Below are 23,758 nucleotides of genomic sequence, written 5' to 3' on the forward strand. Positions count from 1 at the left end.
AAGCTTCTCACTCGGTAGCCAGTAGATAAAGACTTGGGGGTTCAGAGGGGATCAATCGGTAGGGATCCGCCTGGTTAAGCTCTCGACAGAGGTGAGCAAAAGACTGGAGACCTTCGAGGCGCTCCGTGAGCTCGCTGAGGATATCCAAGTATTCGGCCAGGGCAGCTTGGGCAAGATACCAAGATTTGTCCAGCTCTTGGAAATAGGTCATCTGGAACTCGACGGAGAGGTTCTTTTCTCTGAGGAAGCGCTGCTCCGGCGTAAGGGCTCGGTCGAAGGGAGAAAGACGAGCAATGCGCTGGATGCGCTCGCTAGAGATGCGGCCAGCAAAGCCGGGAGCTTTGTACGTGTAGGCCGTCCGGAGCTGAGGCCGATCCGCTGGCAAGAGAGCTGCACACCACCTTTCGCTTAGCTCCCGGAAGCGAGGAACCTCGAAGTCCAGGACATCAACAGCATCTTGAAGGTACCCATGTTTAAGCAGAAGCTGGGATTCCGCCGCTAGGGAAACCGCCCAACCCTTGAGAGCAATATCGCTGAGCAATAGGCAGTGGACCTGGCGCTCAACAGGGATCTGATGGGCTTGGTCAGAGAAAAAAATTCGGATATTTCCTGTCCTTCCTCGATGCTGTTCTCGAGGTTAAGTAGCCACGACCTCAGCTCCTTATCACCTCTCGTAGAGGCTTTAATGAAGTTATAGCAGTCTTTAAAAAGAGAGCTGACCATCCACCGCCTGGTACTGGGATCTACATCCGACGCTTCAGAAGAGTTAGCTCCCCAGGCACATTGAGCATAAAAGAGTGCAATAGCAGAAAGAGGAACGATGCAAGGCGGCTCTGGAAGAGCCAGAATCTCCTGAATTTCCTCCCTCAGCTCCTCGATCCTTTGCTCTAGAGGGTTGTCGGTTTGATTCCGCATGTCAACCCTGTTGAGCAAGAAGACCATCAAACTGGTTTGACCTCTGAGAAACTCTACGACATCCTTTAGCTCTCTCAAGAGAGTTTCCCGTCCTTGCCAATCTGTCTGAGAGTAATCCAGTGCAACAAAGCTAAAGCACTTGCTGACATGCTCTTGGATAATCCTAAGGCTTGTTTATCTTGAATTGAGTTTAGGCCAGGCAAGTCATAAATCTCGACCTGTAAGCCCTCAGGCAGGCCTAACAGAAAAGGATTTCTGACCGGCAGCAGCGGACACTCAACGTCTACCTGAGGGATGCCCACCTCCGCTTCATCCCTCTTCTTCCTCTTCTTTCGCCGCTCTTGGTGGTAGGCCTCCATCGTCAGCTTGAGCCGGCTGTAGATTTCTTCGTCCCTCTGGTCTTCCCACGTGCCGCATTCCCAGGTAGCTCCTTCGGTATTGTGGATAACTAGCCTGCTCCGCTCGCTGTGCCTAATCCGCAGGATCCCGGCACTCATCTCCTGGGGCTCAATAGGCGCGATTTTCCGGCCAATGAGGGCGTTCACAATAGTGGATTTACCCGAAGAGGTGGTGCCAATGGTGGCGATCCGGAAGGAGGGCTTCTGTAGGCGGGCAACAGCCTCTTCGTAGACAACCCGAAAGGCCTGCAGCTTTTCCAGCAGCACAGAGCTGCTAATGACGTCGTGGTATTCGCTGAGGATCCCGGCAGTGAGGTTGCCAAGGGTGAACAGTGACTCTCCTGCGATCCGCAGGGCTACCGAGGGATCCGTAGAATCAAGCCTGTGATGCGCTCCTTCAGATAGAGTTAAGATGACATGCCGACAGCTCTCAAGCCGCTTCGCCGGCATCATAGTCCTTTCGCTAGTGCCGTGGTTCGTTTTCTTCGCATTTTTTCAGCGTCCTTCTTGCCAGCAATGCTGATTTAGTAGCATAAAGAAATGGCTCTAAAATGCACATAGCCGCCGGCAGTTCTGGGGTCAACAAGAGGTAGTTTGCGAATGATGGATGGCTCTTTGCAATCTTTCTTCGCCTCTGCCAGCCAGGTGGGGCTGGGAGTAGCGGTCTTCCTGGCGCTGCTCACTCTGCTGGCCTGGATCCGCAACTGGCCTTGGAAGTTTTCGCTGGTGGGCTACACGGCCTTTACGCTGGTTTTGACGGCGGGCTGTTTTGCCCTCAGTTTGGGGCCGATCTTTCGCTCCCGCATCCCCGGCGCTGCTCCCTACACCACGGTTTACGACCAAGGGGCGGAGCGGGCAGTCATCGCCGTCAGTCCGGACATCACCCCCGAACAGCTGATCCTCACGCTCAAGCAGGCGGCTAGCGATCTGGCATCCTCAGGCCGCTTCTCCACCGGTTCGCCGGTGTTTACCCTGCAGGCCCGCACCGTCATCCACCCTGAGCCGGGGGTTTCCGAGCCCTTGCTTTTGGGCACGCTGCAACAGCCGCTGGGAAAACGCCTGCGCACCCCGGAAGAACAACAGCAGCAGCAAATCCGGCTGGAGGAAGAGGCCTTTGCTCGGCTGCGCAAGCTGGCCCAGGTTCAGGCTGCGGCTTCTTCCGCTGAGGGTGGGTTGGGAGAGTCCCCCTTGTCCCAGTCTTGAGCGCTAAGCCAGCGCCGCAGATCCCGTCCTACCTGGTCGGGGATCTCCCAGGGGAAGAGGTGGGCCACATGGGGATAGACAATGCAGGTGCACTGGGGCAAGGCGCGGGCAGTGGCCAGGCTGCTGGCGGCAGTGATGTGGCGATCCCGCTCGCCAGCCATGAGCAACACAGGTATGTGCAGCTGCTGCAGCTCTCCCTCGCGGTTGTAGCCCTGTCGAAGGGCAGCGCGTAGGGCTTGGCGAGCCTGAGGAGAGGTATGCAGGTAAGCCGGCAAAGCTGCCTGGGCCAGGTAGCGATAGGTTCTCGGGGTATGTCTCTGGATTAGGTAGCGGTAGAGAGAGCGGCGGCCAAAGGTGTCGATGTTCCACTCCCAGCCGGGCCAGAGCCAGTTGAGCAGCGAGGCAATGCCAGTGTTGAGCTGATCCCAAAAATCGGTGGGGGGATGGTTGCTACGAGGACAGGCGGCGCTGGCCACCAAGACCAAGCCTTTGACCCGTCCCGGCAGCCGCAAGGCCAGCTCCAGGGCCAGGATCCCGCCCAGCGACCAGCCCAGCAGCAGGCACTCCCGCCAGCCCAGGCGATCCAGCAGCTCCTGCAAATCCTCCAGGTGGGCCGACATCTCAAAGGGATCCCGCACCTGCGAACGCCCGTAGCCGCGCAGATCCGGCGCCACACAGGGGTGCATCCCCGCCACCGCCTCGGCAAAAACTTCCATGCAGTCGGCATTGCCCGGATGGCCGTGGAGCAGCAGGATGGGCAGCGAAGGGATCCCTTCTCCCCAAACACGACAGTGGAGCTGTAGGCCCATCGGCTTACCAGAGCACTTTGAAATTGCACTGAAATCGCAGGGTCAGGCGCTGGCCGCCTTTTTTGGCGTCGGCTGCAGCTTCACCCCGTTGGGGATGCAGATTAAGTTTTGATCCAGCACCTGCACAAACCCCTTCGAGCGCAGGGATCCCAGCAGGCGAGTAACCGTCACGCGGGTGGCACCAATGGCATCCCCGATCTGGGCGTGGGTGAGGGGCCAGGGGAGGTACATCCCCTGCTCACAGGGCTGCCCATACTCGTCGATTAACAAGGTCAAAAAGCCCTTCAGGCGGTCGATGGCGCGACGCTGGCCCAAGTTGCCCAGCCAGAGCAACTTGCGTTGCAGTTGCTGGCGGAAGCTTTCTTGAATTTTCTGGTGCAGATAGGGCCACTGCTCCAAATCCTGCCAGTAAAACCACATCACCGTCGTGCGATCGACATGGGTGCAGGCTTTTAGCTCAAAGCGCTCCGGGTTGCTCAGCTCAAAGGGCACCCCGGGCGTGATAAACCCGACAAAAACCTCCCGCCGCTCCGGCGTTTGGCTGACCAGGCGCACCACGCCCTCTTGGGGGATGTACACCAATCCCGGACGAGTTGGAATGCGCACATCTTTAGGAAACGTACGAGAGCGGTAGTGCTCTTCGGCCCACTGGCGGAGTTCCCGCCATTCCTGAGCCTCTGCTGCCGATGTGATGGAAACAAGTGTCATGGGATCAACTTCCTGTCGCTCGAGCGACCTGATGGGTTTTACAGACTCCCCAGCTTTACCTGGCTACTGTTGCAACACAACGCTTTCGCCTTCGCGTCCGCGGAACGGAGTCGTGAGAGGATGGGGAAACCGCAAGGGGGCAAAACAAAGAGGAGAGAACCTACAGGCTTACTTTACCTTAGCTTCATAATGGCACTGAACCCTATGGGGCGACATCGGGTTTCTACTGATATTGTTCAAAAGGCTACGTCCAATAATAACCTCAAGAAGCCGTAAATTTTCAGAGCTTGTCGCCGAACTCAGCCAGCTAGGGGATGGCGCAGAATGGGGTCAGACTGGTGGATGTCTGAGTACAGGTGTGGGGTGGCTGCGATGAATATCCTTATCAGCAACGACGATGGCATCCAGGCGGCGGGGGTGCGATGTCTGGCCGCTGCGCTGGCTCAGGTGGGTGGACATCAGATCACGGTGGTCTGTCCGGATCGGGAGCGCTCGGCTACCGGCCACGCCTTGACGTTGCACAAGCCGCTGCGAGTGGATCCGGTGCGGGAGGGGTTTCCGCCAGAGGTGCAAGCTTGGGCCTGTTCGGGCACGCCCTCGGACTGCGTCAAGTTGGGCCTGGACGGTCTGCTGCAGCAGCCCCCTGACTGGGTCATTGCCGGCATCAACCAGGGAGCCAATCTGGGCACTGATGTGCTCTATTCCGGCACCGTCTCGGCAGCCATGGAAGGGCTGCTGGAAGGGATCCCCAGCCTAGCCGTGAGCCTGGCCAGCTTTACCCACCAGGATTTTCAGCCGGCGGCCCAGGTGGTGCTGATGCTGCTGGAGAAGCTGAGCCTGAAGCCTTTAGAGAAGCCGATGCTGTTGAACGTCAATGTCCCCCCGCTAGGGTTGGCTGAAATACGCGGCATGGTCTTGGCCCGCCTGGCCTGGCGCAAGTACACGGATCTCTACGAGAAACGGGTAGATCCCCGCGGCAAGGCCTACTACTGGCTGGCAGGAGAGGTGGTGGAAGAGGAGGTGGATCCCTGTTCCGATGTGCGGGCGGTTGCCGAGGGGTATGTGTCGATTACGCCCCTGCAGCCGGATTTAACGGCCTACGCCGCTTTCGAGAGCTTGCAGCGCTGGGGCCTCTCAGCCTTTGGCTTTTGAAAGCAAAAATGGCCTAGGGCAAGCAGGCTTGGCCGGGATCGCAGCCAGGGGAAACCCTAGAGGGGAACGGCTGCCAAGGCCAGCAGCCGTTCTGCCACAGCCTGGGGAACAGGCATCACCGACAGTCGCGTGCCTCGCCGCACCACTTCTAACTCCGCAGGGGTAAAAGTGGCCCTTAACTGGGCCAAAGGGATCAAGCGCCCAAAGGCGGCAACAAATTGCACCCGCACTGTCTGCCAGCGGGGCGCTGCAGGGGTTGACTTGGGATCGTAGTAGGGGCTGGTGGGATCAAACTGGCTGGGATCCACCACCTGGGTTTCCACGATCTCCATTAAGCCGGCTATGCCGGGAGGGTTGGCGTTGGAGTGGTAGAAAAAGGCGCGATCCCCAACCTGCATGGCCTTCAAGTAGTTGCGGGCTTGGTAGTTGCGCACGCCGTCCCAGAGAGTTTGGCCCTCCCGCTGCAGATCCCAGATGCTGTAGACGCTGGGCTCCGATTTCATCAGCCAGTAGTTCATGAAACGCTAGGCGCCGGCAGCAGGCAAGCGACGGGCAACAAACTCGACAAAGTTTTGCAATATCTTCAAGCCTACAGGGCCGGACTTTTCGGGGTGAAATTGGGTGGCAAACAAGGTGCCGCGGGCAATGGCGGCCACACAGGTTTGGCTGCCGTGCTGGGTGGTGGCGACCACCCAGCTTGGATCCTTGGGCACCGCGTGGTAGGAGTGGACAAAGTAAACCCAGCTTTGCTCGGGGATCCCTGCCCAAAGGGGAGAGTCGGGCTGGGTAAGGTGCAACTGGTTCCAGCCCATGTGGGGGATGCGCAGGCCCGGCTCCGGTCGAAAGCGCTGCACCCGCCCCGGCACGATGCCCAGCCCCGGCTCTGTCCCCTCTTCGCTGTCTTCGAACAAAACTTGCAAACCAATACAAATGCCCAAGAAAGGCTGCTGCCGCTCGATGGCTTGTCGGATTGCCTCCCCAAAGCCGCGCGCCCGCAACTGCTGCATGGCTGGGTCAAAGGCCCCATCGCCGGGCAGGACAAGGCCATCAAAAGCCGCTAGCCCAGCCGGCTCTGTGACTAGCTGCACCTCGGCCCCGGCCCGCTCCAGCCCTTTGCAAGCTGAATGCAGGTTGCCGGCATCATAGTCGATCACCGCCAGGCGCACGGCTTTCATGGCTTTTCCTGAAACCTTCAAGAGCCTATCAGTATAGTGGTTTTAGCTAATCCGCCGTTCGCGCTAGCGGGACGTAGTCCTGGAAGCCCCGCTCTGTACCCCCCTATATCCCAGCCCCCCAGTCCCCCAGTCCCCCCGTATACGGGGGGATATAGGGGGGCGGGCCGGCCAGAGTCAGGATGAGAGGCGGGAGCGTTCAACAGGTACAATGCATTCATCATGAGAACCGCTTACCAGTACCGCTTGCGTCCTACCACCAGCCAGATAGCTCTAATGGAGCAATGGCTGGAGCTGCTACGTAGGCAGTATAACTATCGCCTGGCAGAACGGTTCAACGGGTGGGAGCAAAATCGCTGCAATATCCATGCCTGCTCCTTGACGGTCTGTCATCTGCCTGTGTTGAAAGACAAGCCCACCTTCGACTCCCAGAAACGAGACTTGGTAAACACAAAGGCTCTCTTCCCCGAATACCAAGCGATTCATTCCCAGGTGCTCCAAGACTGCCTACAGCGGGTGCAAAGGGCCTTTGACCGATGGCTAAAAGGTGACCGCAACGGCAAAAGGGCAGGCAGGCCTAGGTTTAAGGGAGTAGGGCGGTATCGCTCCTTCACCTTCCCTCAGATGAAGCAGGACTGCATTCGAGGGCAGTTTATCCATCTGCCCAAGGTTGGGCCGGTCAAGCTGGTCCAACACCGCCCTTTGCCCGACGGTTTTACAAAGTAGCCAACCAGCGCAAAGATTTTCACTACAAGATGGCAAAGAAGTTGTTAAGTAAGGGGAAGCACATTGCTCATGAGGCGCTTACTATTAGGGGTCTGGCTAGAAGCAGACTAGCCAAATCTGTTGATGATGCTGGGTGGGGTGAGTTCCTGCAAATTTTGGCAGCCAAGGCTGAAAGAGCTGGGCTGTTGACGATTGCAGGGGATCCCCGCGGCAGCAGTCAAGGGTGCTCGGGGTGTGGTCGAGATGTGCCCAAAAAGCTGCATGAGCGGTGGCACGATTGTCCGCACTGTGGGTTGAGGATTGGCAGGGATCACAGCTCGGCGAGGGTCATCAAATCTAGAGCGGTGGGGCGTCCCGTTCTTCAAGCTCAGGAAATGTCCTGCCATTGGGCAGGAGTCACTGGGAAGCCCGCACTCTATGCGTCAGCATGAGTGCGGGAGTACGTCACGAATGTTGGGGGTTTTGGGGAGAGGCAGGCGTGCTTTCCGGCTCGGGTTTGGGGGTGGCTGGGTCTGAGGGAGACGGTTCAGAGGTTGGGCTGCCCGACGAGACAGCCACCATGGCGTGGCGAATCACCAAGTCCCCCAGCTTGTAGCCCGGTTGATATTCGACGGCCACCACATCTTCGGGGTACTCGCTGCTGGGCTGGCGGGCTATGGCCTCGTGCAGGTTAGGATCGAAGGGCTGGCCTACCGATTTCATGCGGGATACGCCCATCTTTTTCAAGCATTCCACCAGCAAGCGATAGACGCTTTGGTAGCTGTTGTGCACCTCCCGCTCGCGGTCGGTCTCCAGCTTTAACTGCTGCTGCGCCCGCTCAAAGCTATCCACCACAGGCAGGATCTCCAGCACAAATTTCTGCCGTTCTTTTTGGCTGAACTCCTCTTTTTCCCGCTGGGTACGCCGTCGGTAGTTCTCAAAATCGGCATAGAGGCGGATGTAGGACTCTTCCTTCTCTTTCAGTTGCTGGCGCGTTATTTCCAACTCCTGCTGGAGCTGCTTTAAGGTTTCGCTGAGATCCTGAGAAGCCTCAGCGCTGGCTTCGCCAGAGGAGGTGCTGGCTTCCGCTTCACGGTCTTCCAAAATCAGCTTCTCCAGCTCTGCTTCTACGTCGATTTCCTCTTCCTGGAGTTCAGGATAGGCATCTTCTGTGGGCATCGGTTGCTTTTCTTCAGCAGTCATGGGTTATGTCGACAAGCGTGATTAAGGAGCAGTAACGTCGGGTGCCGACAGTTTGGCAGTCTCAAAACCAGCGTCGCAATCAGCCAAACTGGGCTCTGTGCTGATCGTATTCTACCGACTCCTCTGCCAGCCAGTTGAGATCCCTAGTTGTTCTAGCCTACCAGCAGGCTGTCCTGGAGCTGGCCCAAGCTCTGGGGAAAGTAGATCTCGGCCAAGTTGGGAATGAGGTGCCAGTTGTGGCGGTAGATGGGCTGGATGGGGGAATGGGTGTGAATGTGGCGGGCGAGAAAGTCGCGGATGCTGTCGGCGGAGATCCAGAGGGTTTGGGCTTCTTGGAACATACTGTAGCCCCCCCCACCGCCGGCGCGGTAGTGGTTGATGGCCAGGCGAAAGGTCTGATCCGGCTGCACCGGCTGGCCGCGAAATTGTAGGGTCACCAAGCGCTCGCCTACAGGGCGGGTGAGATCGAAGCAGTAGTCGATGCCGTGGTAGAGGTCGAAGGTGTAGCCGCGGGCTTCGGGGGCGACGACAGAGGCGGGATCTGCCGGGAGATGCTCGGGATCCAACTGGCGAAAATAGCCAGCGGTTTGCTCGAGGGCGCGTCGCAAGATGTCGCCGGTGATCTCCAAGACGCAGAGGGTGTTGTCGTAAACGGTGAGGCTGTAGGCGTCTTGCAGAAAGATGGGGCCCGCTGCCAGGCCGGCACTGCTGCAGATGTTGACCAGGGAGAGCTCCGCCGAAAGGCCGGCCTCCCGTACCGCCTGCAGTTGGGCCTGATGGAGCAGCTCTGCTAGGGGGTTGGCCCCAAAACGGGCTGCCAGCCCGCCGCGATAGGCACAACGGGCCTGCCCAATGGGCTGGCGGATGTAGCGCAAGGTGGCCTGGTGGTAGGGCTCTGTCAGGGCCAGGAGTTCGGGATCGGCAGGGATCCCTTCCGCAGCCAGCAACTGGGCAGTTTTCCCGACAACTTGCCAGCGTCCGCCGTGGCGCTCCAGCTCCAAAGACACGTGGGAAAGGTGGCTGCCCCAGTAGCCGGGCTGCACCACCAGGGCCTTGGCCCCCCCCAGGCCGGCAATGGTCTGATGGGTGTGGCCGGAGAGGATGACGTCGATGCCCTCGAGCTCGGCCAGGGCCAGCAGCTCGTTTTCCCCCACCAAGCTTTTGTTGCTGGCCCAGCCGCGGCGATCCGGGCTGCGCCAGCCCTCAGGGCTGCGCAGGGGAGGCAGTTGGCTGGAACCGCTGTGCAGGATCAGCACCAACACGTCCACCTGGGGCCGTAGCAGCGACAGGTAGTGCTGGGCAGTTTCCAGCAGGGGGGCAAAGCGCAGCCCCGCAATGTAGTCGGGCCGCTCCCAGGTGTCGATGCGGGGGGTGGTCAGCCCCAGCAGGCCGACGCGGATCCCGGCCTCTTCTCGGATGAGGTAAGGGCGAAACAGCGGATCCCCGTTGTGGCGGAGAATATTGGCGCACAGGGTGGGACAGCGGAGATCGGCGGTGAAATCCTGCAGCACCTGCAGCCCAAAGTTAAAGTCGTGGTTGCCGGGGGTAAAGGCGTCGTAGCCGAGGGCGTTGAGGGCGTGGGCCATGGGATGGGGGGAGACCCGCTCCACCTGGGCATAGTAGGTGCCCAAGGGGGATCCCTGGATCGTGTCGCCGCTGTCGATGAGCAACACTGGATCCTCGCTGGCTGCTCGCACACGCTTGATCAGGGTGGCCAGCTTGGCCAAGCCATGTTCTGCAGGGATCCCGGCGAAGTAGTTCCAGGGATGCAGGTTGGCGTGGAGATCGGAAGTGTGGAGAATTGTTAACCGCATTCCAATATCGTAACTGAAGCAAAAGCCGCAATCCAAGCTCCCGTTTTCTGGGGAAGGGGGCCGTCACCTCAGCAAAAACAGCACCTGCACGCAGCCCACCAAAAAACCCAACAGCCCCCCCAAGTTGACGATGGCCTGCAGTTCCTGGCGCACAATTTGCTGAATGGCCTGCTCCAGCTCAGCAGGGGAGGTGGCGTTGACTTTGTCGGCAATCACCTGATCTAAGTTCAACACGGGGATCACCTGCATCATCAGCGATTCCAGATCCCGCTCTAGGTAGCGCTCCAGGATCAAAGCCAGGTCGGCGCTGATCTGATCGATGGAGGCGATCAGCGCCTTGGAGTTGCGCAGGCGACCCAACACCAGGCTGGCCACTTTTTCCCAATCGATGCTCTCCCCCAGCCCCTTGATAACCTCTGGCCCTTGGCTGCGCAGGTAATCTTGGATCCCATCGCGCAGGGCACGGCGCAACTGACGTACGGCGGAAACCGGCAGGTTTTGCAGGGAGAGGTTCTGCAGGATCTCGGTCAGGCGGCGGGGGGCGTTGATGTCTTTGAGCAGATCTTCCAAGATGGCCTCTGCCCCTTCCGGCTCCTCCAGGCAATAGGTGCGCAGGCGCAGCAGGGCGTTTTTGAGGCCAAACAAGTTGGCCACCAGCCAGTAGGAGCCGGTGGCCCGCTCGCGAAATTCTTCATCCAAAGCTTCGATGTTGCGATCGGTGAGAAAATCCACCAGGTTCTGCCGCAACACCTTGGGGGGCAGCGCCTGCTTCAGGATCCACTCCGAAAGCTGCCGGGCTTGCTCGGCGTTGAGGCGCAGCTCTAGCAGCACCTGGTCGAACAGTTGGTTAATCGGCCCCTCCAAAAAAGTCTCCTGGCGGGCGAGCACCTTCACCAGGCGGGGCAACGACTCGTTGAACAGATCGGCCAAGATGCGCGCCAGCACCTGAGCGGTTTGCTGCTGTTGCTCGGGGTTTTGCAGCCGATCCAGCGCCACCCCCAGCAGCCAGCGGATCCCTGCCTGCATGCGCTCAGTTCGCAGCAGCTTGCGGGCCAGATTGTGCAGCTCCTCTGGCGTGAGCAGGGATCCCATGATGGTCTTGGCAATCTGCTTGGCCAGGCGGGGCTGGTTCTGCGGGATCAGGCCGGGCGTGAAGGGGATGCGCCAGCCGAAAATCCGATAGGCCCGGTAGGGCCGGAAGAGCATCTTGATGGCGATGTCGTTGGTGAAATAGCCGATCACCAGCCCGGCCAGGGGGGGCACGACGTAGATCCAAAGGGCCATGGAGCAAACTTGGGGGGATCTTCTCTACTCTACCGACCCGCTCCTGCTCGCTTCTTGTCAAGGCTATTGGATGATCAGGCTCTCGCTCAGTTCCAGTTCCACCAGGGCGTTGGGCTGCAGCGTCACCACCCGGTCGATGTTGGTACTACCTGCAGCAGCACCCGCCAGGCCGCCGGCCAGGATGGGCAAAAAGCCCCATCCCCCTGTGAGCACCCCCAAGGCCAACCCGCCCGCCGCCCCATAGCCCGCCCCACGGGCGACGGTGGTGCCCACATCGGCGTTGCGATCCAACCCAACCGGGAGCAGTGCAGACTGGCCTCTAATGAGATAGGTAGAAGGGCCGATGGTGAGGCGGTTGGCCACAAAGCGGTTGCCGAGGATCTGTTTCCGCAGGTCGGCATTGTCTTCGCCACGACTGAGGGGATCCCTGGGCCTGTAAACCGGCTCAAAGGTGCCCCACACCACACTCCCTGGCGGGATCACCACCTGGCCAAAGCGATCCAGCACTGGCTCGGAGACTTCCAGGTTGGCGCTGATGGCCTGGTAGGGCTGGAAGGTGATGGGTCGGTAGACCGTAAGAGGAATACGGGTGCCGGCAGGCAGCTCGCCCCGCGCGGCCCCAGCCAGGTTCCCCCCTGGGCTGAGGTCGGGCCGCCGTTGATAGGAGTAGGCTTCGCCTGGCGGAGCTGGTCCACCTGGGGCCGCTTGAACGGGCACCACCGGAATTGGGGCCGGGCTCGGATCCCCCGGTGGGGGGAGGGGATCCCCCGTGAGGGGCATTTGCGGCACCTGAGGCACAGGCGGCAGGGCTTGCGGAGCCGTGGAGCCGGGCGGGTTGCTGAGCAGAGGCAGGGTAGGGACGGGATTTGGCTGAGGGGCTTGGGGCGTGAACTCGAACTGCTGGGCAGTGATGGGAGCGACCGCCGCAGCCCACAACACCCCACTCACCAGCCACCCAAAGCCAACCCTTTGCCACGACGGCAAAAACGGCTGCAACGCTGAGCTCATGGATCCCGTCCAGTCACAACTGGCAGTAGCTTAGCATCCTGACCAGCTCGTGCCCACTAGATGTAGTATCTAGGGGCAACCCATTGGCCTTTAAAACACCACTAAAGCCTGTTCATGGGATCCCTCTTGCCTAAGAAGGGCTGGGAGATGGAGAAGGCAAAGGCTCCACTACAGGCTCTGGGGTGGGGGTAGGCGTTGCTGTTGCGGTCGGAGTCGCTTCCGGTGTGGGCGTGGGTGTGGGAGTCGGCGTGGGTGTTGGAGTGGGTGTGGGTGTTGGAGTAGGGGTGGGCGTTGGAGTGGGTGTGGGCTGGGCGGCCTGCACCTGGAAAGACCACTGCTGGATGGCGGTGTTGCCGCTGGTATCGGCAATTTGGACGGCAATCAAGGTCGGTCGATCGGTGGGCAGCGGCTCGGCTGGGGTGTAGGCGAAGCCGGTGCGGCTGAGCTGAGCTTGGGCGGTAACGTCCACGTTGTTCACCAGCAGGGTAAAGCTATTGAGGTCGATTCCCTGGTCATCTTGAAAGCGAGCGGAGATGGATGGGCGCGGGTTGTCGGTCACCGCTCCGTTGGGCGGCGCCAGGTCGCTGATGGTGGGGAAGGTGGTGTCGGTCACCCGACCGATGCTGATGGTTTTGTCCGGCAATCGCACCAGGGTCACCAGCCCATTCCGCTCCAGACGGGCAAATACTGGCGCTTCCGAGGCCCGGTCTTGGCTGCGGAAGGTGTAGCTGCCCTCGTATTGGCCGGGGCGGGTTTCCTGCAGGGGCAGGTTGTAGGCAATGCCGGGAATGGAGAAAGACGCCTGCGCCCCTGGCGATCCCAGCAAATACACCGTCAAGGTATCTCCCGGCTTGACGGATCCCAGCTCCTCGCGGGCAAAGAAAGTTCTCACCTCTGGGGCGGCGGGCAGCGTTTCCACCAGCGGCTCCACGGGGATATCCGGCGTGGCCAGGGGCTCAGGCGTGGGGGGGACCTGAGCCAGAAGCTCGGTGCGGATCCCTGGCCCGGGGATGGCAGCTCCCACAGGCGGGTCTAGGCTGGGCACCCGGCCCACCTTGGCCAGCGCTTGGTAGGTGAGAGCCGCCACTTCCCCCCGCGTGGCCACCGCCTGGGCATTCAGTCGGGTGGGATCAGGGTAGAGCACCAACAGACCTTCTTGAACTGCTGTCGCGATGGGGGCGCGGGCAAAATTGGGAACCAAATTGGCATCGGTAAAGCCGGACAGAATGGCTTCAATTTGACCGGGATCCTCGAGGAGCCTGCCGTTGGTGGCGGCGCGGGTCAGAACGGTGATGGCCTGGGCGCGGGTGAGGACATCGTTGGGACGGAAGGTGCCGTCGGGAAAGCCGGAAACCAACCCCGCTGCTGCCGCCGCGCCGATGGAGGGAGCTGCCCAACTGGGAATGGGATCGGCAAAGGGGCGCACAGGGACGTTGGTATCTAGCCCAAAAGCTTTGGTGACGATAACGGCAAACTGGGCCCGCGTAATCGACTCGTTGGGGCGAAAGGTGCCGTCTGGGAAGCCGCCGATGATCTGCCGCTCATTGAGCCCGGCGATGTACTGGGCGCCCCAGTAGGTGCTGATATCGGAAAGTTGCGCCCAAACGGGATCCGCAACCAGCAACAAACTGCCCCAGCTCGCTATCACGGCTGCCGCCTTCCAACTTTGCCAAAGAGAAAACCCACGCATCCCCTACAACTCCTCGCTACCTGCTAGAAAGGCTCTAAGAAAAGACATCGGCCCAAACAATCAACAATCGAAGAAGAGCCGGATGGAGTTACCCACTCCGTAACCCTAAACGAAAAAATCTCCTGAAAAGTTCTATCGGTTTCCGAAGTTTCACGGGGCGGGATTGGGGTAGCGCTGGTGCACCGCCTCAATTTCTGCCAGGATCGCAGGCGACAGCTCCACCTCGAGGCAACTGAGGTTTTCCTTGAGCTGGGCCAGGTTGGTGGCCCCGATGATGGTGCTGGTGACAAACCAACGGCTGCGCACAAAGGCCAAAGCCAACTGGGCAGGGGTCAGGCCGTGCTGGCGGGCAATGCGCACGTAGGCAGCCACGGCCTCTTCCACATTGGGCTTGCGGTAGCGCTGGCCAAAGCCCTCGAACAGGGCCAAACGGGATCCCGGCGGCTTGGCGCCCCCCAGGTATTTGCCCGTCAGCAGCCCAAAGGCCAGGGGGCTGTAGGCCAGCAGCCCTACCTGTTCGTGGCGACAGACCTCCGCCAGCCCCATCTCAAAGGTGCGGTTGAGGAGGCTATAGGCGTTTTGAATCGAGACTACCCTGGGCAAGCCCAACTGCTCGGCCACGTGGCAGAACTCGCAGACTCCCCAAGGGGTTTCGTTGCTCAGGCCGATGTAGCGCACCAGGCCCTCCTGCACCAGTTCCGCCAGACCCTGCAGTTGCTCGGCAATGGGAACCGTGGGCCGCTCTTGAGAGGGATCGTAGGCCACACCCCCAAACAGGGGCACATAGCGATCCGGCCAGTGGATTTGGTAGAGGTCGATGTAGTCGGTTTTCAGGCGCTTGAGGCTGCCGGCCACCGCCTGTTTGAGGTTGTTGCGGCTAATCGAGAGAGACCCGCCGCGGATCCAGTGCCAGGGCCGCCCCGGGCCGGTGATCTTGGTGGCGATGACAAGGCGCTCCCGCGGCTGGTGCTGCAGCCACTCGCCGATGTAGCGTTCTGTGGCTCCCTGGGTTTCCGCCCGCGCCGGCACCGGGTACATCTCCGCCGTATCGATGAAGTTGATCCCGTGTTCTACTGCGTAATCGAGCTGTTCCCAAGCCTCAGTCTGGGTATTCTGCTCACCAAACGTCATGGTGCCGAGGCAGATCTCCGAAACCTGCAGAGGACTGTGGCCAAGCTGGCGGTAGCGCATGGGAACTTGCCGTCTCCAACCCTAAACAGCACACCAGTCCCCATTGTGCCCAAAACTTGCCAGCCCCTGGGATCCCTGCCCCTACTCTTGCTGCAGCACAGGCATGTACTCGCGGTAGATCTGGTTTAGGATTTCCAGGCCAATGCGGGTGCGACTGTCGGGGGGACGCAGCTCGATGGCTGCCCTTACTTGCAAGATGGTGCCCACCGGATAGGGCGAGCGCAGCTCCTCCCGCTTGCCCAAAAACACATCCGTGAAGTAGTCGATCAGCCGCCGTACCTGCGCCATGTCCTTGCGGGAGATCTCCATATCCAAAACGGTGGCCAATTTGGCTCGCATGGCTTGAAAGCTCTGTTGGCTGGTGTTGAGGGCCACCCGCTTGGCCAGGCTGTCTACCACAATTTGGCTGATCTTCTCCACATTTTGAGTCACGATCTCGCGGTGGCGGCCAGCAAAGCGCAGTTGCACTTCATCTAAAAATCGTTCGCGCTCCAGGATTTGGATGCCCTGCTGCTCTAGATCCACTCCGTAGCTTTGCAACTGCTTGTACTGATTCAAAACCCATTGGTTGTAGAACGAATCGGCCAAAACCCGCCAATAGCCAATGATCGTCGCCTCGGCAAAGGGGATGCTCAGCAAATAGGCCTCGCTGGTAATCTGGTGCAAATGTTCGGTCAGCTTGTCCCGCTCTTTTTCGTCCAAGTGGGAAGTGCGGGGCACCCAGACGGCTCCGTACTCGCTTTTCACCTCCACCGGCAGGGATGTGAGGAGAGTGTCGAAAAATTGATGGAGGCTGAAAAGGAGAAACTTATTGGGATCCTGCAGGCGGTTGAGCAGCTCTTGTTTTTTCTCTTCTTGATATTGGGCTACCAGCTGCTGGGCCTCGGCGGCCTGGCTGCGCGCTGCCTCCACATCTTGCCGCAGCTTTTCGATCTCTTCTGCGCTCGGCACCTCGCCAGCAGCAGGCTCCCCCTCTCCACTGAAATAGCTGCCGCGCGGCCCTGGATCCCCAAGGCTTGCCAGCGGTTCGTCGCTGTCGTTGTCCAGCGTCAGCAGGTGAGAAAGAGCCTGCAGCCGAGCCCGTCGATTGGAAGAGTAGAGGGATCCCACTTCCACCGGATCCCGACTTTTCCAACCGTCCAGTCCACCGATGCGATAGAGCGTGTAAAAATACTTGCTGAGCAGAATTGCCAACAGATGCTTGTTTTTGACCTCGTTGTACTCCAGGTAGGCCCGCAGACACAGTTGGAAAGCGATGTTGGGCAAGCTGCGACACACCCCTATGATGTGGGAGTACACCCTTTGCAGGTGCGGCCGAAAGCGGCGTGGGATCGCCTCGGGCCGCAGGCCGCGCAACAAGAACTCCGGCTGGCGTAGATCTTGAGGGGTGAAGTAAAAACTTTCTTGCCAAAGCAGCTCGTCCAGGTCGCGGGCAAAAATCGGCTTCAACTGATCGATGATCTGCTCGACAACCGCTTCGTTAAAAACCGGTATGATTTTTTCAATACGCAGTTCCTCGTAAATAGAATGCAGCCGCTTGCTGCGAAAGTCTTCGATCGAGATCAGCCCCTTCATGGTTCCAATCCGACCGTCGCTCAGCAGGAACTTATAGACAACTTCAGCAGTGGCGCCTGGGGAGAGAACGGGAGTTCCGGTCAAGTCGGGGCAAATTTGCAGGGGGCGCAGCAAGCGGCTGGTTTCACTGATGCTAAAGCAACTCCAAGCTGCCGGGTTGAGCACCACCGACGACAGGCCGGCCAGCAATTGCTTCTCGTCCAGATCCTCCAGCCGGATTTCTCCCCTGGGAGCTTGGCGGGGTGCCGCGGCTGAAGCCGCCTGCGAATCCCGAACGGACGGAGGAGATAACGGTAGAGGAGACGCGCTCATGCAGCCAAGGCCGTTTAACCTCAAAGTTCACTCTAGACCGGCAAAGGATGGATAAGATGTGATCCGTATCTCTTTGTCCAATGGAAGTCTCTAAAGCAGAATCTGCCCAAAAACCCCCCCGCTGTTATCTATTCCCACCAGTATCTTGAAACGGTCAGCTTTTGGGTAGCGTGCAACCACGGTTTTAGGGATCCACTAAGGGATACGCAACTTTAGCTCTGGGGGATGAGGTTGCTGAGGCTTTTCCGCTAACCGCCCTCCAAGCCGGTTTTTCTGCCGCAACTCCTGGGCTAGGATAAACGGTCTGCCTACCAGTACGGGCTAGAGTTGCGTTTTAATTCGGGTTGATTCGGGATTGAGGTGCAGTGGTCATGACGGCCATTTTGATTGTGGACGACGATCCCACGATTCGGCTGGTGTTGAAGCGATCCCTGGAGCGGCAGGGCTACACCGTCGAGATGGCCAGCGGTGGCTTGGAAGGGCTGGAGAAAGCTCATCTCCTAACCCCGGGGCTGATTATCTGTGACTGGATGATGCCGGATATGGATGGGCTGGAGGTCTGCCGGCGCATCAAGGCGGATCCCAAGTTTTCCACCACCTTCTTTATTTTGCTTACCGCTCGCACCGAAGTCGAAGACCGCATCCAGGGCCTGGATGCCGGGGCAGATGAGTTCCTCAGCAAGCCCATCGATCCCAATGAATTGCGGGCGCGGGTGCGGGCTGGGCTGCGCTTGCACCAGCTCAGCTATGACCTGCAGCAGCAAACGGCCCGACTGCGGGCGGAGTTGGCCGAAGCAGCCAGCTATGTGCGTTCGCTTTTGCCCAAGCCGGCCGACTTCCCACCTCACCAAATAGCGATTGAGTGGTGCTTTTTGCCCTCCCAGGAGCTGGGGGGGGATTCGTTTAACTACCACTGGCTAGACGAGGATCACCTGGCCATCTACCTGCTAGATGTGTCAGGGCACGGGGTGGGATCCGCGTTGTTGTCGGTGTCGGTGATGAACCAGTTGCGTTCCCAGAGCCTGCCCGATACAGACCTGCGGCAGCCGGATGCGGTGTTGCGCGCCCTCAACCAATCCTTCCCAATGGGATCCCACCATGAAATGTACTTCACCCTTTGGTATGGGGTCTATCAGCCGGGATCTCGCTTGCTTTCTTTTGCCAGCGCTGGCCACCCCCCCGCTCTGTTGGTTGCGCAATCAGACCCCATCCCCCTAGAGCTGAAGACCCCCAATTTGCCGATTGGCATTTTGCCCGATCAGGACTTTGCTAGGGACGAAGTCCGGATCCCGGCCAACAGTTGTCTCTACGTGTTCAGCGACGGGGTTTACGAAGTGTCCAGCTCGGAAGGGATCTGGGGGATAGAGAACTGGAAGTCCTTCCTAAGCAAGCATGCCTGCGTTGGCCTCGATCACGTTCTGCAGCACATTCAGTCTTTCCGCGGCAAGGCCGATCTTGAGGATGATTTTTCTCTGCTCCGTATTAGCTTTGGCTAGTGCAAGCCCGCTCAAGCTGAGCCGGGGGCTGCTCTCCGAAGCTCCTCCCACTGGCTAGGGGTAAAGGTACGGAGGGCTAGGGCGTGGAGACGGCCATCCTGAAGGTAGGGCTTCAAGGCCTCGTTCACCAGCCGGTGCTGTTTGATGAGGGGGAGGCCTTGGAATTGCTCAGCTACGACGACAGCCTGAAAATGGTTGCCATCGCCAACTGTATCTTCTACCTGCACCTTGGCTCCGGGCAGGGCAGCCTGTATCAACGCCTCGATTTCCCGCGGATCCATGCACCGTCTTCCTAGCTTCGGCTCAAGACAACTTAGAGAAGCTCTCCCAATGCCTGCAGATGTTGAGTTCCTATAGCGGGGACTGGATTTGAACCAGTGACCTTCGGGTTATGAGCCCGACGAGCTACCAGGCTGCTCTACCCCGCGGCGCTTTTCTAGCCTAGCTTGTCCTCCGGCTAACCGGCAAGCCTACACCTTGAGTTTCGCCGGGCATTCTCTTCGGGGATCCCCGTCGCACCTGGATGAGCTGGGCGGTGATGCTGATGGCAATCTCGGCGGGGGTTTCGGCGTGGATCTCCAGACCGATGGGGGCAAAGAGCCGAGTAAACTACCCGACTCCGACCGCTAAAGCGGTACGGAGCGGGCTTTCAGTAGCCCTGAGCCTGCTCTGCTCTACCAGAGAACAAAACAGGCCCGAACCTCTAGGCTGGTTTACGACAGCCCCCAAAAGCGCAATCACATTCGCACCATTCAAATCCGCATCCCCTTCCCATCCACAGTGTCCACACTTAAACTTCTTTCCACTGCGGTAGGATTGCGCAGGGTCGGGATGAATGTGCAAACACCGGTGGCAGGTCTGCGACGTGTAGGCAGGCGGAACAAGAATCAGAGCAACCCCCGCACGCAGAGCCTTGTACTCCAAAAATTGACGGAGTTGATAAAACGCCCAACTATTTGCCCGCCTACGCTCTGTCTTGCTGCGTGGCTGTTGATTGACTCTTTTCCGGATCCCTGTCAGGTCTTCCAGAGCAATAGCGCTGTTTGTCGCCTTTGCCCTAGAGACAATAGCTTTGGAGATGCGATGATTGACCCACGCCTGAAAGCGCCTCTCCTTGCCAGACAGCCGTTGCAACAGTTCTCTGCATCTGCGCCGCGAACTGCGGGTGCCCTTACTGGCTTTGCGTTGAAGTACCGCCCTCAACCGCGAGTGATGGTCTCGGACTTTGTTCAACTGCTGTCCATTCCAGTTATCTCCTTCCGATGTATGAGCAATATCCGTCCTGCCCAAATCCACCCCCAGCACTCTATCCGTGCGTTGCGGTGGGGATGGCTCCGCTTCCACACAGATTTGAATGGAGTAGGAACCGTCTTTGCGCTTGACCAGAGTGGCAGATTTGGGATTGGAGCCTGCCAACTGTTCTCTCTGGTAGCGGCCAATCGCCAGCTCAAAGCGCTCCCGACCCTCCACCGTGGTCAGCGACACCGTCCAGTCTTTCTCGCGCAACGAAAAGATACGGGCATCGTAGGTCGCAAAGCCTCTCTTGAACGCTTTGACGGGGCGGTTTTTCTGTTGGGCAACTTTACGGGCACCGGCCAGCCGTCTGCAGACTTGCTGAGCCAAGTTACTGGACAAGCCAAACCGAGCGCGAATCTGGTAATAGCAAAGGGACTGGAGTTTGACTGCGTTGACTACTTTTTCTGGTGTGTTTTGGTTGACCCAGTTCAACGCCTGCACAAAGGCATCCATTGTCGCATCCAACTTTGCGGCTTGCGACTGGGACACCTTGAGCTTGCAGGAGACGGTCAGGACTTGGGTCATGGTTCTATCATAACTTCCGCATTCCTCCCGACACTGACCCTACGGGTACAGTGCGGGGCTCCTGCGATTTCTAGCTGAAGGCGGTCTCCGGGATCCCTTCCTGGGCCAGGGACAGGCCGCAGTGGCCCGCTCCGACGATCAGCAGGGTGGGGGAAGGGAGGAGGGGCTCGACCCAGGATCCCGCGAGGAGCTGTGGGCGGGATGGCAGGGGGGCAAAGTGCTCCGCACCGCTGTCGCTAAGGCTGAGGTAGGGGAACCCCTGAGGATGGAGGGGAGTGATCAGCCAAGCCCTTTGCCCTTGGGTCAGAGCCTGGAGGATCTGGGCCACCAACGTTTGGGCAAGGGATCCCTGCCATCGCTGTAGCCAAATGTGCATCCGTCCCCCGCAAACGCCCAAGGGAGGGCTGTTGAGATCGAGGGAAACCGGCATCCCAGCCGGCGAGGACTCCCCATCGCCATCGCCAACGGGAACAGCGGTCTGCAAAAGGGTTTGCGCTCGGGCAATGACTTCCGCTTCGGCAGCCCCACCGCCAACAGTGCCCAACAGGGTGCCATCGGATCCCACAGCCAGTTTCGCCCCCGCCTGGCGAGGCACAGATCCCTGGGTGCGGATCACGGTGGCTACCACCAGCGGCCCGCGGGAGAGCATGACTCTAGTCAATAATAAGCTCAACTATACTGAAAATAATGTATAATATGTTCAGTACGGATTACTACCAGTTGATCTTTCTGTTTACTTTCGAGTCTGCCAACATGGTAGCCAAAGCAAAGCAGAAAATTGGTAGTAAGACGACACGGAAACTGCGCTTTGGGTATTCTACTCAAAGCTTTGCGGGATACCGCCATTCTGTTTGGACTCCGTCCCGCTAACGCGAATGGAAACAAACAGAATGCTATCGCTGCATAGTTGAACAGTGATGTTCAGCAGTGTTCAGCGTAAATGTATCAGCATGTCTGCCAACTGTCGGTAAAAGGTCTCGTCCACCTCAGCCTCGGTTATGCCTACGGCACCCTAGCGGGAACGGTCAGGGACTCAATGATCAAGAAAGCCCCTCTAGGATGGCCTGATGGAAGGCAACCCGGAAAGCCTGGAATCCGTTCTCCTGCCGACCGTGGTAGACGGCGTTGGTGAGCAGCGTCACCACCAGCTCCCGCTCTGGATCGATCCACAGGGAGGGTCCGGTGAAGCCGGTGTGGCCGAAGGCGCTGGGGCTGAACGGGTAGCTGCTGGCCAAGGGATCCGGGGAGCGCAAGGCAAACCCCAAACCCCGGCGCTCGTGACAGCGGTGGGCATCCCCTTGCTGAGGCAACTGCTCGCGGGTCATTTCCCTCACCGTCTGCGGCTGCAACAGGGATCCCGTCAAAAAACTCTCTCCGAAAGCGGCTACTTCCTCTGCCGTGGCGAATAGTCCGGCATGGCCGGCGATCCCGCCCAGGCGGGCGGCATTTTCGTCGTGAACCTGCCCCTGTAGGCGGCGCTTTCGCCAAGGACACAGCTCGGTGGGGGCACAAGAGACAGAGACAGGGGGTGGGTCGAAAGGATCCCCTGGATAAAACTGAGTTTGGCTCAGGCCCAGAGGCTGCAAGATCCGGGCATGCAAGATCTGATCCAGAGGGGTTCCGCTCAGACGTTCCAAAGCCAGCCCCAGCAGGATCAATCCAAGATCGCTGTAGACTCTGCGGGATCCCGGCCTGTAGGCCAAAAAGGTGTGCAGGGCCATGTGCCGGGCCGATTCGGCATCGGGCTGTCGAAACAGGGGCCGCCAGGCGGGCAAACCGGCGGTGTGGGCCAGCAACTGTCGCACCGTCACCTGTTCTGCTGCCATAAGCTGGCCCAAGGACTCCGGCTCCGCAGCTATCCATTCCCCTGGTTGCAGAGGATCTTCATAGGGGGCAATGGGGCGGGATCCCTGAAACTCCGGCAACAGGAGACTCACCGGTTGATCCAACAGCAACGCTCCGGCTTCCACCAGGGCCATGCAGGCGGTGGCGGTGTACAGCTTGGTCAGCGAGGCCAGGTCAAAACGGGTGGCCGAGGTTGTCGGTTGGCGCCGGGTCTCAGGGTCGAGATAACCTGCCGCCCTTGAGTAGATACACCTTCCCTTGTGGCGGATGACCACCTGGGCAGCAGGGAAAAGGTGGGGAATGGTGGAGTTGAGCAGCCCCTCCAGCAAGGTCGGATCCCAGCCCATCTGCCTCCTCTCCTCCCGGCTTGAGGATCCCCAGTCCAACAAACAACTTGTAACGGTGTTTACAAAAGCCTACCGCTTCCCCAGCTAGGATGCCACCACGGCAGGCTACATCATCACATCAAATCAAGGGATCCCGAGTGCGGCTGGAGTTGTTGCAAGCCTTTTTGAACGTGGTGGAAACGGGCAGCTTTTTGGCCGCTGCTCGCCTCAGCGGTCTGACCCAATCGGCCATTAGCCGCCAGATCCAGGCCCTGGAAGAAGCGGTGGGGGCTCCGCTGTTGCATCGCAAAAGCCCGGTGGCCCTAACTGTGGCCGGGGAACGGCTTTTGCCCCATGCCCGTCGCATCTGTCAAGAATGGCAGCGGGCTCAGGAAAGCATTCGAGAATGGCTGCAGGGCCAGCAAACCGAGCTCTGCATTGCTGGGATCCATTCCCTGATCGCCCATCAACTGCCGCCGGTGCTGCAACAGTTTTGCCGGGAGTACCCAGAGGTGCAGTTGCGGGTTACCGCTCTGGGCAGCGACCGCGCCTTGAAGGTGCTCAGGGATGGGCTGGTGGACGTGGCCCTGGTAATGGAGAACCCCCTGATGACGCGGGGGGCAGAGCTGGTGGTGGAGCCACTGTACTCCGAGCCGATTCAAGTGTTGATGCCCGCCAACCATCCCCTCAGCCGCTACGAGCGGATCCCCTGGAAGGTGCTGGCGGAGTATCCCCAGGCTGTGTTCAAAGATGGCTATGCCATGCGCTCCTTGGTGGGATCCCATCTGGCCCGGCAGGGGCTTCCCCTGAAAGCAGCCCTGGAACTGAACACCTTGGATGCCTTTCGGGGGGTGGTGCGACAGGGGCAGTTGATTGCCCTCCTGCCGGAGTCGGCCCTGGTGGACTGCTGCGCCGATCCGGATTTGCAGGTGCGACCCACCGAGCCCCCCCTATTGAGGCGACAGGTGGTTATGGTTACCACCAGCGATCGCTATCGGATCCCTCCCATTCGCCGGTTTTTGCAGTTGGCCGCCCAGCTTATCAGGCAGTCTGAGGTTGAGCCTGCTTCCGGCGCAGATCCCCATTGGCCCTCTGCTGGGCTGTTGTCGGTTTTGTAGAGACCTTTTGTAG

25 protein-coding genes, 1 tRNA gene and 1 pseudogene are annotated in these 23,758 nt (G+C 59.5%); 7 read left to right on the forward strand and 20 right to left on the reverse strand.

The features are described from left to right. Window positions 1–7 precede the first annotated feature (7 nt). From CYA_RS13700 to CYA_RS13710, 3 genes are all read right to left on the reverse strand, one after another. Window positions 8–385 carry a hypothetical protein gene (locus tag CYA_RS13700; protein WP_049749725.1) on the reverse strand — a complete coding sequence of 126 codons (378 nt, stop codon included), beginning with the start codon at window positions 383–385 and terminating at the stop codon, window positions 8–10. Between the two features lie 113 nt (window positions 386–498). Next, on the reverse strand, window positions 499–993 hold the full coding sequence (locus CYA_RS13705) for a hypothetical protein (RefSeq protein WP_049749726.1): 495 nt from the start codon (window positions 991–993) through the stop codon (window positions 499–501). Then, window positions 990–1,766, reverse strand: a complete 777-nt coding sequence (locus CYA_RS13710) for a dynamin family protein (RefSeq protein ID WP_049749727.1) — start codon at window positions 1,764–1,766, stop codon at window positions 990–992. Before CYA_RS13710 ends, CYA_RS13705 begins: the two co-directional genes overlap by 4 nt. Before the next feature lie 147 nt (window positions 1,767–1,913). Between CYA_RS13710 and CYA_RS04505 the strand changes: the two genes are divergently transcribed. Then, a complete protein-coding gene (locus CYA_RS04505; RefSeq protein WP_228375444.1) occupies window positions 1,914–2,516 on the forward strand; it encodes a Ycf51 family protein in 603 nt (200 codons plus the stop codon). On the opposite strand, the gene CYA_RS04510 is transcribed toward CYA_RS04505, so the two are convergent. Continuing rightward, a complete protein-coding gene (locus CYA_RS04510) occupies window positions 2,456–3,325 on the reverse strand; it encodes an alpha/beta fold hydrolase (RefSeq protein WP_011429849.1) in 870 nt (289 codons plus the stop codon). The genes CYA_RS04505 and CYA_RS04510 overlap by 61 nt on opposite strands. Before the next feature lie 42 nt (window positions 3,326–3,367). Then, a complete protein-coding gene (locus tag CYA_RS04515; protein WP_011429850.1) occupies window positions 3,368–4,033 on the reverse strand; it encodes a Crp/Fnr family transcriptional regulator in 666 nt (221 codons plus the stop codon). Between the two features lie 372 nt (window positions 4,034–4,405). On the opposite strand from CYA_RS04515, the gene surE reads away from it, so the two are divergent. Next, window positions 4,406–5,185 carry a 5'/3'-nucleotidase SurE gene (gene surE / locus CYA_RS04520; protein WP_011429851.1) on the forward strand — a complete coding sequence of 260 codons (780 nt, stop codon included), beginning with the start codon at window positions 4,406–4,408 and terminating at the stop codon, window positions 5,183–5,185. A gap of 56 nt (window positions 5,186–5,241) precedes the next feature. Here surE and CYA_RS04525 read toward each other — a convergent pair whose 3' ends face one another. Continuing rightward, complete coding sequence (locus CYA_RS04525; protein WP_011429852.1) at window positions 5,242–5,703, reverse strand: EVE domain-containing protein; 462 nt, start codon at window positions 5,701–5,703, stop codon at window positions 5,242–5,244. A 6-nt stretch (window positions 5,704–5,709) separates the two neighbouring features. Next, window positions 5,710–6,360, reverse strand: coding sequence for an imidazole glycerol phosphate synthase subunit HisH (gene hisH / locus CYA_RS04530; RefSeq protein ID WP_011429853.1), 651 nt, complete (start codon window positions 6,358–6,360; stop codon window positions 5,710–5,712). Between the two features lie 219 nt (window positions 6,361–6,579). Here hisH and CYA_RS15270 point away from each other — a divergent pair, with 219 nt between their 5' ends. Beyond that, complete coding sequence (locus tag CYA_RS15270) at window positions 6,580–7,083, forward strand: RNA-guided endonuclease InsQ/TnpB family protein (RefSeq protein WP_228375445.1); 504 nt, start codon at window positions 6,580–6,582, stop codon at window positions 7,081–7,083. Window positions 7,084–7,112: 29 nt separating this feature from the next. Further along, a complete protein-coding gene (locus CYA_RS15275) occupies window positions 7,113–7,514 on the forward strand; it encodes a transposase (protein WP_228375446.1) in 402 nt (133 codons plus the stop codon). A 13-nt stretch (window positions 7,515–7,527) separates the two neighbouring features. Here the strand turns inward: CYA_RS15275 and grpE are convergent, their stop codons facing one another. The 7 genes from grpE to CYA_RS04570 form a co-directional block, all read right to left on the reverse strand. Further along, window positions 7,528–8,265 (reverse strand): nucleotide exchange factor GrpE, encoded by a 738-nt coding sequence (gene grpE / locus CYA_RS04540; protein WP_228375447.1) that lies wholly within the window; start codon window positions 8,263–8,265, stop codon window positions 7,528–7,530. Between the two features lie 152 nt (window positions 8,266–8,417). After that, window positions 8,418–10,079: a bifunctional metallophosphatase/5'-nucleotidase gene (locus CYA_RS04545; protein ID WP_011429855.1), complete on the reverse strand. Its 1,662-nt coding sequence runs from the start codon at window positions 10,077–10,079 to the stop codon at window positions 8,418–8,420. Window positions 10,080–10,142: 63 nt separating this feature from the next. Beyond that, the gene (locus CYA_RS04550; protein ID WP_011429856.1) at window positions 10,143–11,363 is read right to left on the reverse strand and encodes a DUF445 domain-containing protein; all 1,221 of its coding nucleotides are present in this window, start codon (window positions 11,361–11,363) and stop codon (window positions 10,143–10,145) included. A gap of 63 nt (window positions 11,364–11,426) precedes the next feature. Then, window positions 11,427–12,371, reverse strand: coding sequence for a hypothetical protein (locus CYA_RS04555; RefSeq protein WP_041438197.1), 945 nt, complete (start codon window positions 12,369–12,371; stop codon window positions 11,427–11,429). A 130-nt stretch (window positions 12,372–12,501) separates the two neighbouring features. Further along, window positions 12,502–14,061, reverse strand: coding sequence for an S-layer homology domain-containing protein (locus tag CYA_RS04560; protein ID WP_041438931.1), 1,560 nt, complete (start codon window positions 14,059–14,061; stop codon window positions 12,502–12,504). Between the two features lie 150 nt (window positions 14,062–14,211). Further along, window positions 14,212–15,252, reverse strand: coding sequence for an NADP(H)-dependent aldo-keto reductase (locus CYA_RS04565; protein WP_011429859.1), 1,041 nt, complete (start codon window positions 15,250–15,252; stop codon window positions 14,212–14,214). Between the two features lie 81 nt (window positions 15,253–15,333). Next, entirely contained in the window at window positions 15,334–17,139 is a 1,806-nt protein-coding gene (locus CYA_RS04570) for a hypothetical protein (RefSeq protein WP_228375448.1), read from the reverse strand. A 371-nt stretch (window positions 17,140–17,510) separates the two neighbouring features. Between CYA_RS04570 and CYA_RS04575 the strand changes: the two genes are divergently transcribed. After that, window positions 17,511–18,635: a PP2C family protein-serine/threonine phosphatase gene (locus CYA_RS04575; RefSeq protein WP_011429861.1), complete on the forward strand. Its 1,125-nt coding sequence runs from the start codon at window positions 17,511–17,513 to the stop codon at window positions 18,633–18,635. An 11-nt stretch (window positions 18,636–18,646) separates the two neighbouring features. Here the strand turns inward: CYA_RS04575 and CYA_RS15570 are convergent, their stop codons facing one another. Further along, a complete protein-coding gene (locus tag CYA_RS15570) occupies window positions 18,647–18,781 on the reverse strand; it encodes a BolA/IbaG family iron-sulfur metabolism protein (RefSeq protein ID WP_240527421.1) in 135 nt (44 codons plus the stop codon). On the opposite strand from CYA_RS15570, the gene CYA_RS15575 reads away from it, so the two are divergent. After that, complete coding sequence (locus CYA_RS15575) at window positions 18,719–18,931, forward strand: hypothetical protein (protein WP_240527422.1); 213 nt, start codon at window positions 18,719–18,721, stop codon at window positions 18,929–18,931. The genes CYA_RS15570 and CYA_RS15575 overlap by 63 nt on opposite strands. 58 nt (window positions 18,932–18,989) lie before the next feature. Here CYA_RS15575 and CYA_RS04585 read toward each other — a convergent pair. From CYA_RS04585 to CYA_RS04600, 5 genes and pseudogenes are all read right to left on the reverse strand, one after another. Next, window positions 18,990–19,063, reverse strand: a tRNA-Met gene (locus CYA_RS04585). A 13-nt stretch (window positions 19,064–19,076) separates the two neighbouring features. After that, window positions 19,077–19,229: pseudogene (locus CYA_RS15710) on the reverse strand (hypothetical protein); the annotation flags it as partial. A 15-nt stretch (window positions 19,230–19,244) separates the two neighbouring features. Beyond that, entirely contained in the window at window positions 19,245–20,456 is a 1,212-nt protein-coding gene (locus tag CYA_RS04590; RefSeq protein ID WP_011429863.1) for an RNA-guided endonuclease InsQ/TnpB family protein, read from the reverse strand. 70 nt (window positions 20,457–20,526) lie between these two features. After that, window positions 20,527–21,105 (reverse strand): XdhC family protein, encoded by a 579-nt coding sequence (locus CYA_RS04595; RefSeq protein ID WP_049749728.1) that lies wholly within the window; start codon window positions 21,103–21,105, stop codon window positions 20,527–20,529. Window positions 21,106–21,496: 391 nt separating this feature from the next. Continuing rightward, entirely contained in the window at window positions 21,497–22,648 is a 1,152-nt protein-coding gene (locus CYA_RS04600; RefSeq protein ID WP_011429865.1) for a serine hydrolase domain-containing protein, read from the reverse strand. A gap of 137 nt (window positions 22,649–22,785) precedes the next feature. On the opposite strand from CYA_RS04600, the gene CYA_RS04605 reads away from it, so the two are divergent. Beyond that, entirely contained in the window at window positions 22,786–23,745 is a 960-nt protein-coding gene (locus CYA_RS04605) for a LysR family transcriptional regulator (RefSeq protein WP_011429866.1), read from the forward strand. Window positions 23,746–23,758: the final 13 nt, after the last annotated feature.

Origin of the sequence: Synechococcus sp. JA-3-3Ab (assembly GCF_000013205.1) — a bacterium.
GTDB lineage: Bacteria > Cyanobacteriota > Cyanobacteriia > Thermostichales > Thermostichaceae > Thermostichus.